At 43.9% G+C, this 16,140-nt stretch carries 12 protein-coding genes; 9 read left to right on the top strand and 3 right to left on the bottom strand.

Annotation, left to right across the window (positions count from 1 at the left end; translation table 11 throughout):
* Positions 1 to 2: 2 nt before the first annotated feature.
* A complete protein-coding gene (locus ACFSJY_RS00610; RefSeq protein WP_386030047.1) occupies positions 3 to 3,092 on the top strand; it encodes an efflux RND transporter permease subunit in 3,090 nt (1,029 codons plus the stop codon).
* A gap of 73 nt (positions 3,093 to 3,165) precedes the next feature.
* Here the strand turns inward: ACFSJY_RS00610 and pheA are convergent, their stop codons facing one another.
* Both pheA and ACFSJY_RS00600 read right to left on the bottom strand, forming a co-directional pair.
* Positions 3,166 to 4,341, bottom strand: coding sequence for a prephenate dehydratase (gene pheA / locus ACFSJY_RS00605; RefSeq protein WP_386030045.1), 1,176 nt, complete (start codon positions 4,339 to 4,341; stop codon positions 3,166 to 3,168).
* Between the two features lie 202 nt (positions 4,342 to 4,543).
* A complete protein-coding gene (locus ACFSJY_RS00600; protein WP_386030043.1) occupies positions 4,544 to 6,910 on the bottom strand; it encodes a penicillin acylase family protein in 2,367 nt (788 codons plus the stop codon).
* 325 nt (positions 6,911 to 7,235) lie between these two features.
* Between ACFSJY_RS00600 and ACFSJY_RS00595 the strand changes: the two genes are divergently transcribed.
* The 5 genes from ACFSJY_RS00595 (at position 7,236) to ACFSJY_RS00575 (ending at position 13,198) form a co-directional block, all read left to right on the top strand.
* Positions 7,236 to 7,589: a hypothetical protein gene (locus tag ACFSJY_RS00595; RefSeq protein ID WP_386030041.1), complete on the top strand. Its 354-nt coding sequence runs from the start codon at positions 7,236 to 7,238 to the stop codon at positions 7,587 to 7,589.
* 204 nt (positions 7,590 to 7,793) lie between these two features.
* Complete coding sequence (locus ACFSJY_RS00590; protein WP_386032183.1) at positions 7,794 to 9,698, top strand: putative bifunctional diguanylate cyclase/phosphodiesterase; 1,905 nt, start codon at positions 7,794 to 7,796, stop codon at positions 9,696 to 9,698.
* 156 nt (positions 9,699 to 9,854) lie between these two features.
* On the top strand, positions 9,855 to 10,466 hold the full coding sequence (locus tag ACFSJY_RS00585) for a nucleotidyltransferase family protein (RefSeq protein WP_386030039.1): 612 nt from the start codon (positions 9,855 to 9,857) through the stop codon (positions 10,464 to 10,466).
* A gap of 9 nt (positions 10,467 to 10,475) precedes the next feature.
* On the top strand, positions 10,476 to 10,949 hold the full coding sequence (locus ACFSJY_RS00580) for a (2Fe-2S)-binding protein (protein ID WP_386030037.1): 474 nt from the start codon (positions 10,476 to 10,478) through the stop codon (positions 10,947 to 10,949).
* Positions 10,946 to 13,198: a xanthine dehydrogenase family protein molybdopterin-binding subunit gene (locus ACFSJY_RS00575; protein ID WP_386030035.1), complete on the top strand. Its 2,253-nt coding sequence runs from the start codon at positions 10,946 to 10,948 to the stop codon at positions 13,196 to 13,198. The genes ACFSJY_RS00580 and ACFSJY_RS00575 overlap by 4 nt, the downstream gene beginning before the upstream one ends.
* Before the next feature lie 70 nt (positions 13,199 to 13,268).
* On the opposite strand, the gene ACFSJY_RS00570 is transcribed toward ACFSJY_RS00575, so the two are convergent.
* Positions 13,269 to 14,465, bottom strand: a complete 1,197-nt coding sequence (locus ACFSJY_RS00570; RefSeq protein ID WP_386030033.1) for an HD-GYP domain-containing protein — start codon at positions 14,463 to 14,465, stop codon at positions 13,269 to 13,271.
* Between the two features lie 173 nt (positions 14,466 to 14,638).
* Between ACFSJY_RS00570 and ACFSJY_RS00565 the strand changes: the two genes are divergently transcribed.
* The 3 genes from ACFSJY_RS00565 to ACFSJY_RS00555 are packed head-to-tail and all read left to right on the top strand — an operon-like array spanning position 14,639 to position 16,020.
* Positions 14,639 to 15,190: a DUF2058 domain-containing protein gene (locus tag ACFSJY_RS00565; protein ID WP_386030031.1), complete on the top strand. Its 552-nt coding sequence runs from the start codon at positions 14,639 to 14,641 to the stop codon at positions 15,188 to 15,190.
* A 20-nt stretch (positions 15,191 to 15,210) separates the two neighbouring features.
* Positions 15,211 to 15,498 carry an Rdx family protein gene (locus ACFSJY_RS00560; protein ID WP_386030029.1) on the top strand — a complete coding sequence of 96 codons (288 nt, stop codon included), beginning with the start codon at positions 15,211 to 15,213 and terminating at the stop codon, positions 15,496 to 15,498.
* A gap of 21 nt (positions 15,499 to 15,519) precedes the next feature.
* Positions 15,520 to 16,020 (top strand): GNAT family N-acetyltransferase, encoded by a 501-nt coding sequence (locus ACFSJY_RS00555; protein WP_386030027.1) that lies wholly within the window; start codon positions 15,520 to 15,522, stop codon positions 16,018 to 16,020.
* The last annotated feature ends 120 nt before the right edge of the window (positions 16,021 to 16,140 follow it).

Genomic DNA, 16,140 nt, shown 5'->3' with positions numbered 1-16,140 from the left:
TCGTGATTTTATCTGATTTATCGGTAAAACGACCTGTTTTTGCCACCGTACTGAATTTGCTGATTGTTACCTTCGGTGTCGTCGCCTTCTTTTTGTTACCACTGCGAGAGTATCCAGATATAGACCCGCCTGTAGTCAGCATTAACACCTCGTATCCTGGTGCTTCAGCTGCCATCGTTGAAACGAAAATTACGCAGGTATTAGAAGACAGAATTAGTGGTGTAGAGGGCGTTAAAAATATCACATCAAACAGTCGTGTTGGTCGCTCAAGTATTACCATTGAATTCGAGCTAGACAGAGATATAGATTCAGCGACCAATGACGTACGAGACCGTATTTCTCGAGCATTGAGGCAGTTACCTGAACAGGCGGATCCGCCGGAAGTTTTCAAAGCCAATAGCGATGAGAACGTCATTGTGTGGTTTGTGATGCAAAGTGACACAATGAGCACACTACAACTTACAGACTACGCAGAGCGATATATAGTCGATCGTTTTGCTGTTGTTGATGGGGTGGCGCAAGTACGTGTGGGCGGTGGCCGTACATATGCGATGAAGGTATTCCTTGATCGTGTTGCCATGGCTGCTCGCGGCGTCACCGTTGATGATATTGAGTCAACATTGCGCGCCCAAAATATTGAATTGCCGGCAGGTGAAATTGAATCTGTTGATCGAGACTTTTCGATTCGAGTTGAACGCAGCTATCGCTCTGAGAATGACTTCCGCCGCATGGTTATTGCCAAAGGTGAAGATGGCACGTTAGTGCGACTTGGCGATGTTGCTCGCGTTGAGGTTGCTGCTGAAGATGACGAGAACATGTTCCGTGGTAACGGTAAAAACATGGTTGGTCTAGGAATTATCAAGCAATCTAAAGCGAACACCTTAGAGGTAGTTAAAGCGGCTCGCAGTGAAATGGGTAAAATTCGTGAGTCATTGCCGGTTGGTACAACCATCACCAATAGCTATGACTCGTCGGTGTTTATTCAAGGTTCGATAGACGAGGTGTACAACACCTTATTTATCGCCATGATGATGGTTATTTTGGTGATATTCCTCTTCTTAGGAAACATCCGCGCTACGATTATCCCTGCCATTACAGTGCCGGTTGCGTTAATTGGTTCGATGATGGCACTGACTTGGTTAGACTTTTCAATCAACTTACTGACCTTGCTAGCGCTCGTTCTTGCTATTGGTTTGGTTGTTGATGATGCCATCGTTGTTCTAGAAAACATCTACCGGAGAATTGAAAAGGGACAACCGCCATTGGTTGCTGCTTATGAAGGTGGGCGAGAAGTCGCGTTTGCCGTTATCGCAACGACATTGGTGCTTGTTGCGGTGTTTGTGCCTTTGGTTTTCTTATCAGGCAATATGGGGCGATTGTTTACTGAATTTGCGCTTGCAATAGCTGCTGCGGTGATATTCTCTAGCCTTACGGCATTATCACTAACACCGATGTTGTGTTCGAAAATGCTTAAACACCGAGAGCGCAGTTCTAGCCTAGGGCAGCTGTTAGACAAAGGCTTTACTAAGCTTGAAAACTCTTACGCAGAGGCGCTGAAAACGTCAATTCATCAGCCGATGATGCTTGTGTTAATTATTTCAGGCTCTCTATATGCCGTTTATAGTTTGTTCCAGATGTTGCCAAACGAATACAGCCCAAAGGAAGATCGTGGCGATTTATTCGTAGTTATGCGCGGTGCTGAAGGCGCGAGCTATGAAAATAATGTGAAGAACATGAAGCAAATAGAATCTAAATTACTGGCCTACCAAGAAAAAGGCGATTTAGACCGTGTTATTGTTCGTGTACCTGGTTTTGGTGGTACAGGTGGCATAGCCATTGTTGGATTACCTAAATGGGATGAGCGTAAATTCTCAACATTCGAATTTGCAGGAACGTTTACCCGTGAACTAGCTGATGTCGCTGATGTGCGTGCTTTCCCAATTATTCGCCAAGGCTTGCGAGGTATGGGCAATAGCCAACCTGTAGAGTTTGTTATTCAGGGTAATACCTACGAGGAGCTTGCTAGGTGGCGAGATATTGTTGTCGCCAAGGCCCAAGAAAACCCAAATTTATTGAGTGTACAGAGCGACTACAAAGAAACATTCCCACAGTTACTCGTAGAGATTGATCACAATCGGGCATACGACTTAGGCGTACCTATCGGGGATATCGCAAAGACGCTCGAAACCATGTTAGGCCAGCGTCGAGTGACAACGTTTGTTGACCGTGGTGAAGAGTATGATGTCATTATTGAAGGTGATGAAGCTGACTTTAGCAGTCCGACGGATATCGATAACATCTACGTTCGCTCACAGGACTCTGGCGAGCTTGTACCGCTGTCAAACCTTATCAGTATTCGTGAAAATGCAACATCGTCTCAGTTGAACCGTTACAACCGTTTGCGTAGCGTGACGATTGAAGCAAATTTAGCTGATGGTTATGCCTTAGGTGAGGCACTTGATTACTTGAATCAAGTCGTTGCTGAACACTTACCAGATGAAGCACAAGTTGATTACAAAGGGCAATCAATGTTGCTGAAAGAGTCTGGCACATCGGTACTATTTATTTTTGCGCTAGCGCTCTTAATTACCTACCTTGTGCTGTCAGCCCAGTTTGAAAGCTTTATTCATCCGTTTGTTATCTTACTAACTGTTCCTTTGGCACTTGTTGGCGCGCTTGCTGGTCTAGAGTATATGGGCATGAGCCTTAACATATATAGCCAAATAGGTATTGTGATGCTAATTGGATTAGCAGCCAAAAACGGTATTTTAATCGTTGAGTTTGCAAACCAATTACGTGATAAAGGTGAAGCATTTGAAACGGCGCTTATCAACGCGGCGCAACAGCGTTTACGTCCAATTGTGATGACCACATTTACCACAGTTACGAGCTCAATTCCTCTTGTAATAGCGACAGGCCCTGGGCATGAAAGCCGCATGGTTATTGGTGTGGTTATTTTTGCAGGTGTTTCACTGGCGAGTATCTTTACACTCTTTGTTGTGCCTGGCGCATACTATTGGCTATGTCGCAACACTGGCTCGCCACAAGCCATTAGCCAGGAATTAGAACGTCTGAAGAGTAACGAAAAGTAGGACGTATAACGTTAAAAAAGCGCTCAATGAGCGCTTTTTTTATCGAAGTTTTTTGCTAGTGACGGAGAGCTAACTATAAGGCAGAACTTGGCACGCTAGTCGGACTTATATGTTCAATAGGGTAGCAACCGAGCACTTTGATAAAGTTGGTCAAATTTGTCAGGTCAGCAATCGCTTCTTGCATAACCACAGTTTTCGCATTTGCTTCCACGTCAATGTAGAACATTTCTTCCCAAGGGCGGCCTTGAATAGGGCGCGACTCCAGCTTACACATATTGATGCCTTTTTCTTTTAGCACCAACAAACATTCTACTAACGCCCCTGGTTTTTGACCTGTCGCTAAAATAAATGTTGTTTTCGCTGGTATTTGCTCGGCAACATCAATTGGTTTTCTCGCTACCACGATAAAGCGACTGTGGTTCTCGTCTTGATTTGCGATAGATTTCTCTAGTGCATGCAATTTGTATAAATGGCCGCCTTCTTCGCTACCGATGACAGCAACCGTTTCGTCTTGCAGTTCATATACTTTTGCCATGGCATCTGCAGTACTGTCACAGTATTCAATACGCATTTCGTGCTGCTTATCGAGGAAGTTACTGCATTGCGTAAATGGTTGCCCATGTGCGTAAATCGTCTTAATGTTTTCTAGTCGTGTGTTTACCGCTGTTAATAGGCAGTGCTCAATGGGTTGTGTAATCTCACCGACAATCGAAAGGTTAGTATGCTGCAATAAGTCATACACTTCGTTAATACTGCCTGAGCTTGTATTCTCAATAGGTAGCACGCCGTAATCAACGTGACCTGCTTCAACCAGCTGCATGATGTCTGCAAAGCTCTGGCAGCCAGATTCAATCAGCTGTTCAGCGCGTCTTGAGAAATAGCGATGACTCGCTAAGTAACTATACGAACCCTTATCTCCAAGAAAAGCAACGCTTACAGCCGGCATTTGCAGGTCTGGGTTAGTAAGTGTCTGTAAGTATGCTTGTTGGTTTAATACCGAATCTTCAATAATCGTTTGGAATACACTCGTCACATAATGAGCGTCTAAGCCAAGCTCTTTACCTTGGTTGATCAGGCGAATCAGCAACTCTTGCTCACGTTGCTGATCACGAACAGGGCGTACCTGATGTGCTTTGCTTTTTGCAACATTAAGGGTCAGAGCTCTACGTTTGGCAAACAGTGCGAGTAACTGTTGGTCAGTGTCGGTTATTTGTTCACGAATTTTGTTTAGGTCGAGTTCTTGCTCCACGATATTCTGCCTTCAATGTTGTTTAGTCAAAAAAAAACCTCCTAAAGAGGAGGTTTTTGCTAGTTAAGAATTTTTCTCACAAAAACGCCCCTCAGCTAAGCAAGGTAAAAAAGAAAATAAAGAGAAGCGTTGTATGTTTTGCGTTCATGCGATTAATGTATCTAGCCTATACGTCGGTTGCAAGCATTAATTACACAAAGTCTTAGTAGCTAAGCAAGGTTAACTTATACTTGGCTTCACCCGGTAAAAACGGGCTAGGCTTACCTTGCACCCAATCTTGGTGGCCCTTTCCAAAATAAGGGCTCCATGGGTGACCTGCTTGGCTAGTTGGCATATGGAAAATACCAGATTCTTCGTTACCTGGTGATACCACCATACGTTCAGACGCGCCAAAGCCAGCACCATCAACGCGAGGAATATACGTGTCGCCCGGTAAAGGATCGGCAGGCATATTCAGGTACTTTCCGAATAAAGGAATTGAGCTTGCCATGGGGTGTTCAATTTTCGCGGCGTTCTCAAGACCCCATGTTGCTTCTTCAAGCGGCTGGTCTTTAGTCAGCTTTTCAAGGGTGTTATCCATTGCTTGAGCCATCACTTGAGACCAACGTTGACCGTCCGGTAAAAAGTCTTCGGGCTTGTTAGATACCAATTCCCACAAAGGCACTTCAATGCGGCGCTTTATGGCGTTTGGGGTATAGTTCTCATCTTTACTTGTTAGATAGGCAGAAAGCGAAGCAAATACTAAGTCTTTGAGTTCATGGCGGTAGTTTTGCGCGAGGCGATAGGCAACAGAGTCTATATCTGCAAACAACTCTGGTGTGTCCAATACTGCTCGTGCTTGTTGCCAATTGCTTTGCGCTGCAAGGTTTTCATCCGTTAATACTTCTTGCAATATGAGTGTTTGCCAGCGCTTCATAAATAGTGCTTCGCTATCAAGAGCGATATTAAGTAAGTCTTGCTCAGAAAACGCTTCTCTCTCAAACAATCGCTGTTTTATTTGTTGCGCACGTGCACCTAGTGCATAACCACCGTTGCCAAGCTTTGCGTACATCTCGTCACCAACAATACGAGAGTTTGCTGTCCATAGTCGACCATGCTCTGGGTTATATACTTGCGGGTAATCTTCAGCTTTGAGGTAACCCGTCCAGCCGTTTTCACCGGTAGACCAGTCTTGTGGAAGTTGGCCAACATCCCCTTGTTTTGTTGGAATTGGCCCCATAATGGTCCAGCCAATGTTGCCTTGCGCGTCACCAACCATCATATTTTGCGCCGGTATGCCCGCCGTTGCCGCGATAGCAAAAGCTTGCTCGACAGTTTTCGCTGTCTCCAAACGTGTTGGCGTTAAGTTAACTGCATTAATGTCGTGAGCGACCCAGCGATAGGCTAAAAGTTCTCCTTCAGCTGTTTCTCCAATAACAGGGCCCCAAATAGTATCTCTCACCAAATACTCAGTAGATTCTTTACCTTTGATAGCGATCATTTGAGTGCTTTCGCTAAATGGTTGGTAACCGTCAGGTGTTAAATATTGGCTTTTATCTTCATTCGTTTTTAATACGATGACGTCACTGTAATCGCCATAGCTATTTGTAAAGCCCCAAGCAATAGACCCATTACTTCCCACAACAATATTCGGAGTGCCAGGAAGCGAAGCACCGGTGACTTTGATTTGCTCACCATTTTGCCTGTATGTGATAGACGCCCTAAACCAAGTGTTTGGGACGCGAATACCCAAGTGCATATCGTTAGCTACGATTGCTGCTCCTGTGGTTGAACGAGCGCCAGATACTGCCCAATTGTTCGAGCCATAGCTGTCATAGTCAGTAATCGGTAACGCGGCGGTTTCTGTAGCTTCATGTAGATCGACTGGCCAGGTATTTGGCATACTAGCTGGTGCTATATGTGTGTCATCAATAGCAGCGTCCCAGTGGCTTCCTTGTGGCGTCAGAAAATCGAAAACGTCTTTCGGTAAATGCCTAGCCATAATGCCAGCACTAATTTCACTATTGCCGTCACTTTCTTGAAGGTCTAGATACATACTAAGCACGGCAAGGACGGTGTCTTCTTCCTGCCACAATACGGGTGTTTGGCGTAGTAGCAAATATTCGAATGGCGTGACACCCAGACGCTCTAAGCCCTGATTTACGCCGCGAGTGTAGGCTTGCAACATATCAAACTCAGCTTTTTCCATCTGCTTAATGATATCGCGAGCGCGTTCGCGAAAACGATGCGTTCTGATCTTCTTGTCATAGTCAATGGCGACTTCCCCGAAAAGGCTGGAAAGCTCACCAGCTGAGTTTCGGCGTAATAAATCCATCTGAAAGAAGCGTTCCTGTGCATGCACAAAACCTAAAGCCATTGCCGCATCGTTCCGGTTTTCCGCACTTATCATGGCAAAGCCATTTTCATCACGCTCTATTTGGGCGGTAGTTGTTAGACCAAAAAGTGTTACTTTACCGTCAAGTTTGGGTAAGGCACTGTCAATACGGCTGTAGATCCAACCTGAAACAGTGGCCAACAAGAAGAGAATAACGAGAACAGAAGCGATAGATAGTTGTTTTAAGTTTTTCATTAACGCATCACATTATCAGTAGGTAGTTGCCTGTAAGCATACTGGCAATAACGCTCTGATGCATTAATATTTGATGGTTTTATAAGCATTAGCGTGCAATTTATTAAACATAAGCCAATGTTTTCTTTTAATAATTAATTCTGATGGAATTTTGTTTAGAAAATTTGTGAACCAAATGTAATAATATTGCGACAAGGTGCTTGGTAGCATGCCCGTCTCAGGAAGTAGCAGTTTGTCGGAATGAAAGGAGTTCTCGTTCCCAAAGCTCACCTTTACTCATTATTGCAATTAATCATGCCACGATAATAAAAAAAACGGAGTTTGCATGTCTGACGAGATCAATAAGCATATTCAGGTAGGGGATTGGTGTTTCGAATTGAAGATGGTTCGTGCCCTGCGCGTAGACGAATATGGTGAGCCATACTCGGCTATCGCCAACTGTAATATCAATGGCGATTCCATGTACATTGATGGTTTGTTAACCAAAAATGGCGACGACTTCACTAAAGATGACTTTATGACCTTTTACAAGTTTACACAGTTACTTGGACTCGAAAGTTTTTCATATCATAGATACCACAACGGCGAATCGCACACTAAAGAGGTCAAAGTGAAACCTTCTGAAGCGTCTGAGAGTGCGAAACAAAATGACACTCCGCTGATAAAACTTGTTAAATAATACGTTTTTCATTAACGTATTTTTAACCTGCTCAACTGGTCAGAGCGCCCATTTTTACTGACCTATAGGTATGGCTAACGTATTACAATTTTGTTACTATAGCGCGCAATTTTTGGCCTAAGTAAATTTGTGATACGTTTGTTGTATATCATAAAACGAAAGTTTTACTTTCTTTTCAGTATATTAGCTGTCAGTGCTCTCGTGATGTTCTTTTTAGCATCGATGAGCCCTTTTCAAGCTTTTTTGGCGGTAGGCGGCGTAGTGCTCACTTCACTGTACCTGTATCGTCGTCAAATTAGTTGGCAGTTATCGCAACGTATTGTTAGCGCACTTAAATCCGATTCAACGAGCCGTAAGCGAGATTCGTCATGGATTACTGCGTTTTTCTGCCACTTTGAACGAAAGCTAAACAACCTCATTTTTGAGCGAGATAGCTATATCTCAACGCTCGATGCGCTGAAAGAAGCTGTTATTCGCACTGACGCCCATGGAAAAATAGTTGCGGTTAATCAAGCGTGTACTCAGCTATTCAATTGTGAAGAGTCATCACTGATTGGTGCTGACTATGACTTATGCCAACGTGCTATTGAGGCACCAGAGGATCATGTAGATTTTGCTGACATCCTCGAAAAGCTCAATCAATATGAACGCCGTCAAAAACACTATAAATCAATTTTTCATGTTGATATGAACAACGCTGTACTGGCTATCGAACGACAAGTCTCGCCTATTTACGATAAGTATCAGACGTTTATTGGTACTGCGGTGGTTTTAAGAGATGTCACCAAAGCCGAGAAGCTTCGTCAACGTTTAAGGTTTCAGGCAAATCACGACAACGTCACACGTTTATTTAACCGCTACAAGTTTGACCAACGTCTCACAGATGCTTGGCATGATGCTATAGATAACGATCTTCAGCACGGATTGCTGCAAATCGACATGGATAGATTCAAGTTAATCAATGACAACGCCGGTCATGCAGCGGGAGACCAGTTATTACGTGATGTTGCGGGTGTAATTCGCCAAAGTGTTCGTGATACGGATGTATGTGCACGCACCGGTGGAGATGAGTTTGCTGTGCTTCTTTACGACGTTGACGTAGAAAGTGTGCAAACGATCATGAATAAACTCAACACCGAGCTTAAGCTGCTACCGTTTAGTTATGCGGGCCAAGTATTTGAAATAGGGGCGAGTATTGGCGCAACTCTAATTACATCGAGTTCTCCACCATTAACTGAGCTGAAACGACAAGCTGACGCAGCCTGTTTTATCGCTAAAAATAACGGTATTAATGGCAATCAATTGTTCAGCCAAAATGATGATCAATTGATGTCACTTCAGCAAGAACCACGCTGGGCTGCTCGTATTCATAAAGCGTTGGAAAATGATGGCTTTTCACTGTTTTATCAGGCAATCCATGCGCTTGACTCAGATCAGGAGCAAAAACAACATATTGAGATTCTGTTGCGCTTGCGTTCAGGCGAGCAGTTGCTGAGCCCTAATGTATTTTTACCGGCGGTAGAGCGCTTCCGTTTAACAGATAAGGTCGATTTTTGGGTAGTGTCACGCACTTTTGAGTGGTTCCAACAGTACCCTGAACTGTGGCACAAACAAGTGATTGCTATCAACCTTTCCGGAGATAGCATTACGAATGAAGGCTTCATCAGCAAAGTATTAGCTTGTCATCAACAGTACCAATTTCCAGCAGACGCGATTTGTTTCGAAATTACAGAAACGGCAGCCATTGGTGATATGCAAAAAGCGCGTCAAATGGTCGATAGGCTGCGAGAAGTTGGCTTTAACATCGCTTTGGATGACTTTGGTAAAGGGTTTAGTACCTTTAGCTACTTAAAAAGCCTACCTGCTCAATACATCAAAATAGATGGTAGTTACGTTGAAGAGATTCTGACAAGCGAAAGTGACCATTCGATTGTTAAAGCGATCGCAACGATGGCGAAAACAATGGAAATGAAAACTATCGCTGAATTTGTGCAGAACCAAGATACGATTAACGTACTTAATGAACTGGGTGTCGACTTTGTTCAAGGGTATGGCATCGCGACACCTAAACCGCTAGCGAACTACAAAGAGCACTATCACATTCATTAACCGTTACAATTATCGTTTGGTCAATTCGTTGCGTTTCAGTATGCTAGAACCATAATAACGATAATTGTGACAATGGGTTATGTGCTCAAGTCCTTTCTTTCTTTTTACATCGACGTGCTTTACAAACACTGCTGCAGCTAACGTGGATGCGCTAGCATGACCGATTGCTCAGTTATTCTTCTCGCTGCTGGAAATTCGTCGCGGCTAGGACAGCGTAAACAACTTGTTCATCTTCAAGGTCAATCTTTAGTTCGTCGGCAAACTAAACTCGCATTATCGTTCAGTCCTCATGTCACTTTGGTGGTGGGGTGTGAATCAGACACAATAAAAGAGCACATTGCTGATTTACCGGTAACTATCGTAAAAAACAACGACTGGCAACAAGGCATGGGTAGCTCGATTGCGACTGGTGTTGCGCACATAAAAGACAAAGGATTTAACGCGGTAATGTTATTGCTGGTTGATCTGTGGCGGCTGGAACTCGCTGATCTACAAGGCTTGTATCAAGCGTACCAGCATTCGCAGAGGACAATAACAAATAGCACTTGGAAGCAGGGGGGACACGATGTTTGTGGCCCGCCGGTGGTATTTTCCTCAAAATATTTTGACGAATTAACTCGCCTAAATGGGGAGCAAGGTGCTAAACCTATTCTAACTAACTACAAAAATAAACTGACCCACTATGTTATGGGGAATGCTCGGTATGATTTAGATACACCTGAGCAGTTAGCAGAGATGGTTCAATATTCTAATCAAACTGGGCTTTAGGAAACGATTATGATCACCCTCAACGTAAACGGAAAAGCGCATCAATACGATGATGACGAGAGCATGCCGCTATTGTGGGCATTGCGTGATATCTTGCAATACACGGGAACAAAATATGGCTGCGGGAAAGGGCTGTGTGGTGCATGTACGGTGCATTTAAATGGTCAGCCGGTGCGCTCTTGTACGTTGCCTGTATCGGCAGTCGGTGCCCAAAAAATTACGACAATTGAAGGCTTATCAGAGTCTGGTGATCATCCTGTACAACAAGCCTGGCAGAAATTGAATGTACCGCAATGTGGCTACTGCCAATCAGGACAAATGATGTCGGCTGCTGCCTTGCTTGAGACCAACGCAAAGCCGACAGACGAACAAATCGATAACGCTATGAGTGGCAATATTTGTCGTTGCGGTACGTATGAACGCATTAAAAAGGCCATTCATTTAGCATCTGACTTAGCCATTGAAGTCAAAGGAGTGAAATGATGAAAACGATAGAAAATGTTTCACGTCGCTCCTTTTTGAAGACCATGGGGATTGGCTCTGGCGCGCTAGTTCTTGCGGTTAATTTTCCTGAAGTCGCAGGTTTGCCTAAGGCATTTGCCGCAGACGGTGTTAAAAAGTTCGAACCCAGTGTCTATGTGCATATTAACAGCGATGACACGGTGGGCATTGTTGTCCATCGCTCTGAAATGGGGCAAGGCATAAGAACAAGTATTCCTATGGTGGTCGCTGATGAGCTTGAAGCTGATTGGGAAAAAATAAACGTTATTCAGGGCTTGGGCGACAAAAAATACGGTAGCCAAAATACCGATGGTTCTCGTTCAATTCGAAACTTTTACCAACCCCTTCGTGAAGCGGGAGCGACAGCGCGTACCATGCTAGAGCAAGCTGCTGCATCAAAATGGAATGTACCAGCGACAGAATGTAAAGCGAAAGCAAACCAGGTTATTCACAAACCTTCGGGTAAATCTGTTAGCTTCGGTTCATTGGTTGCAGTTGCAGCCACATTACCCGTACCTGAGCCAAGTACGTTAACGCTAAAAGACAAGTCAGATTTTAATTTTATTGGCAAATCAGATGTCGCATTAGTGGATGGCCATGACATCGCAACAGGTAACACAACCTATGGCTATGATGTGCAACTTCCCAACATGGAATATGTCGTCATAGCGCGCCCGCCAGTATTAGCGTCAAAACTCGTCAAGTTTGATGCAACGAAAGCCAAAAAAGTGAAAGGGGTTATTGACGTTATTGGCTTGGAAAATCTTGAAGAACCACCTTTGTTCAAGCCGTTGGGTGGCGTCGCTGTCGTGGCAACCAACACGTGGGCGGCAATGAAAGGGCGTGAAGCACTCGATATTGAGTGGGACAATAGCGCACACGCAAGTTACGAGTCTGTTAGTTACAAGAAAATGTTAGCAGATAGCTGTGATAAACCTGCAGCAACACTGCGCAATGGTGGCGATGTGGATAAGGCACTGGCGAGTGCGGCCAAGATCATGTCTGCTGAGTATTACGTGCCAGAGATGATTCATGCACCTATGGAACCGCCTGCGGCTGCAGCGCATTACCACGACGGTGTTTTTGATGTTTGGGCGTGTACGCAAACACCACAATCTGCGCAAGGTACTGTGGCTCAATTGCTTCAAGTACCGCCTGAGAACGTCAATATTAATGTCACTTTGCTTGGCGGTGGTTTCGGCCGTAAGTCAAAGCCTGACTTTATTGTTGAAGCGGCAATGCTCTCTAAAATGCGTGGTAAGCCAGTCAAAGTATTGTGGACGCGTGAAGATGAAATTCAAAATGGCTACTATCACGCTGTTAGTTACCAAAAATTGAAAGCGGGTCTAGACTCGAACAACAAGGTGACTGCTTGGCAGCACAACGTTGCTCTACCTACTATTAGCTCTACCTTTAGCAAAGGGGCAGACATCATCGCTTTTGAAGGTGATTTAGGCTTAATTGATATGCCTTTTGAAATTGCCAATGTTCAATGTAATGCCGGTAAAGCGACTGCACATACCCGTATTGGTTGGCTTCGCTCGGTAACTAATATCAACCAAGCGTTTGCGGTATCTTCCTTTGCGGATGAATTAGCACATGAAATGAAAGCCGACCCTAAAGACTATTTAATGTCTTTGATTGGTACGGATCGCCAAATTGATCTCGCTGCGGAAAATGCAAAGTACGGTAACTATGGCTCTGATCTAAACGCTTATCCAATCGATACTGCTCGCATGAAAAACGTGCTAGAGCGTGCTGCGAATATGGCTGATTGGGATAAACCTCGTCCTAAAGGAAAAGCATTAGGTATTGCCGTTCACCGTAGTTTTGTGAGCTACGTAGCTTGTGTTGCTGAAATTAGTGAACAGAATGGGAAAATTAAAGTCGACAAAATGTGGTTTAGTGTTGATTGTGGTACCGCGGTGAACCCAGAGCGAATTCGCTCGCAAATGGAAGGTGCAGCGGTATTCGGTATCTCGCTCACCTACTTTGGTGAAGTCACTGCTAAAGACGGCGTCATTCAGCAAAGTAACTTCCATGACTACCCTATGGCACGAATGACTGATACACCGACAACTGAAATTGATATTGTCGAAAGTGATGCGCCTCCGGGAGGGGTAGGTGAACCTGGTGTACCGCCTGTGGCACCGGCTATCACCAATGCCATATTTGCGTTAACAGGCAAGCGTTATCGTGAATTGCCATTGTCACAATACGGTATTGTGTAGTTCATCTACGCACAAAAAAGCCGCCATTTGGCGGCTTTTTTATGCGTTGTTTCTAAGGTGAAAGGGTTAGTTACATGGTCATATCGCGAATCAGTCTAGGTAAGTTAAGCTGATAATCTTCGCTACGCACAGCTGATACAATAGAGATGTCTTCCTGCGTTAAGTCACAGTTTTTCGGGGTTACTAAACTACTGATTTGGGTACTGTAAATAACCTTGAGTTTGGGTTTTAGTGGCTCTTCTCGGTTGCCCTCAGTAATGATACCGAGTTTGTCATTTGACAGTTTAACCAGTGAGCCTACCGGGTATACGCCAGCGAACTTTATAAACTTTTGCACTAACTGCGGATCAAATTTTTCTGATTCAGACATTAAATGGCGCATTGCAGCGATAGGCGGAATACCTTTTTTATAAGCTCTGTCGCCGGTCATTGCGTCATAAACATCAATAATGGCGGTGATGCGGGCAAGCTTTGACAGCTTGTCTTGTTGAATACCTCGAGGATAGCCTGAACCATCTAAGCGCTCGTGGTGATTTGCCATCATATCAATCACCACGTCGTTTAAAATGTTGTCACGTTTTCCAATTTCTATTCCCCATGAAATATGTTTTTGAACAACAGAGTTTTCGTTCGTTGTCAGTGGCCCTTGTTTCTCTAGAATTGCCTTTGGAACACGCGCCAAGCCAATATCGTGAAATAACGCACCTAAGGTGATTTTCTTCACAGTTGGCTTGTTCAGACCAAGGTACAAACCAAAACCACACATCAAAATGGCAGTGTTGATTGCGTGCTCCCAGTGGTAATTCGCCTGCTGACGAATACGTGTCAAAATCGTCATGGCATATTCATTACGAAAAACCGATTCCGTAATTTCGTCAGCAAGGACTAATATTTTTTCTGTGGTGAGCTGCTGACCAGAGGCTGCTTCTGAAAACAGCTTTTTAACGTTTTCTGTCGCCTCATCATACACTCGGCAGGAGTTAGCAAACTCATCGGAAAGCGAGACGCTACCTTTGGGGGAATCAGATGTGTTGTCGAGTTGAGTAGCTGTTGTTGAAGACGATTGATTTGCTTGTTCTAACTTAGCGATTTGTTCAGGGTTAAGTTTTACGACAACGCTTGCTGCACCTTGCTTCCTCAATAACTCAATAGTGCGAGGCGAGTTTACTTTACCCTGATTTTTCACCTTGTGGTCACTGTTCTTCAGTTTTATTTCCTGAACAAACATGCCTACTTCTAATTCATCAATGGCTAACGTCTTTAACATGCCATACTACTCATTTAATTATAATTTTTGATGTCACCTCTATAGTTGCTTATTTTTACGTCAGTTTCAAATGTCTACGGAATATCAAAACGGCGTGTATCTATTTATATTGAATGGCATAACACCTGCAATTTTTGTTAGCATTGTCGCAGATTTAAAGAGTGAGACGTTATATGGCTTCCCTACAAGACCAATTATTAAAAGCGGGCTTAACCACTAAACAAAAAGCACGCCAAGCAAATTCGGATAAGCGTAAGAAAAATAAGCAAAAGCGCAGTGGTGCACACGTTGAAGAATCAATGCAAGAGCAAGCAAAACAAAGCATTGCACAGCAAAAGGCAGAAAAGCAGGCAAAAGATGCAGCGTTAAACGAAGAGCGTAAAAAAGCACTCGAGGCAAAAGAGCTTCATCAACGCGTATCGCAAATACTGTCACATCATCATATTAAAGAGATTGATGGTGAAATTGAGTACAACTATACCTTCGATAACAAAATTAAAAAGCTGATGGTTAACGAACAAACACAAAAGGCGCTTGTTAACGGCCGTTTGTCTATTTGTGGCTTAGATGAAACCACATATGTTGTGACCGCAGAAACGGCTGACAAGTTATCTTCGCTGATGCCTGACGTGGTCTTGCTTAAAAATGAAAAAGCGGCAGATGCAGATATTGATGAAGACGATCCGTATGCTGAGTTCCAGATACCTGATGATCTTATGTGGTAAATGCTCCTAAGAGTTTCGCTATGAATAAAATAGACATTAAATATTGTGCTAAGTGTCGGTGGTTAATGCGCTCTACGTGGATGGCACAAGAAATATTGTCGACCTTTGACGGAGAAGTTGATGAGCTATCGCTTCATCCAGGCACGGGGGGCATTTTTGAGATTTATGCCAACGGTGAGTTGATATGGTCGCGCAAAGCGATGGGTGGGTTTCCAGAAATCACAGAGTTAAAACAACGTGTAAGAGACGTCATAGCGCCCGAGCGAGACTTAGGCTGTATTGATCGTAAGACACAAAAAGTTAATTGATATCGTTAGCACCACCAATATATGGAATTAGTTAAACCCTCATCACGTTATAAGCAAAGCTACTTGGCATACATCAAAGAGTTAGGTGATGAGGAGCGCTACCCGTTTACCTTAGATTTAGACTTCACGCACTTTGACCAATTGTTAATTACGCTTGACGATTATTCTCAAGGTAAAAACTTGCCGAGCTTTACCGTTCAAAATACCACCTTGTGGTTAGTTGAGGGTGAAGAGTTGGTAGGCGTGACTAATCTGCGACATTGCTTAAATGCGCAGATAGAACATTGTGGTGGACACGTCGGCTTGGGTATTCGGCCCAGTTCTCGCGGTAAAGGGCTGGGTAACTTACTCATGCAGTTGTCGATAGAAAAGCTGACAACCATGGGTGTAAAGCACGTCCATATCCACTGTTACAAAAGTAATGTGTCTTCAGCTAAGACGATTACCAACAACGGTGGTGAATTAGCTTCAGAATTTGAAGACGCGGGGCAAACCATTCAACGCTACCTTGTAAACGTTTAATCTTTGTAGTGCTTTGTTTTAATGAGTAATAATAACAATTAGGTGACTCAGGCAAATCGGTTGTTTTCTTCAAGCTTGGAAGGTAGCCTACCTTGCAAGGTTTCGCTAATACCGCTGTTA

This window comes from Thalassotalea euphylliae (assembly GCF_042682785.1).
GTDB classification, from domain to species: Bacteria; Pseudomonadota; Gammaproteobacteria; order Enterobacterales; family Alteromonadaceae; genus Thalassotalea_F; species Thalassotalea_F euphylliae.
Note: the sequence above shows the minus strand (reverse complement) of the source record. Positions and strands in the feature narration are given on the sequence as shown.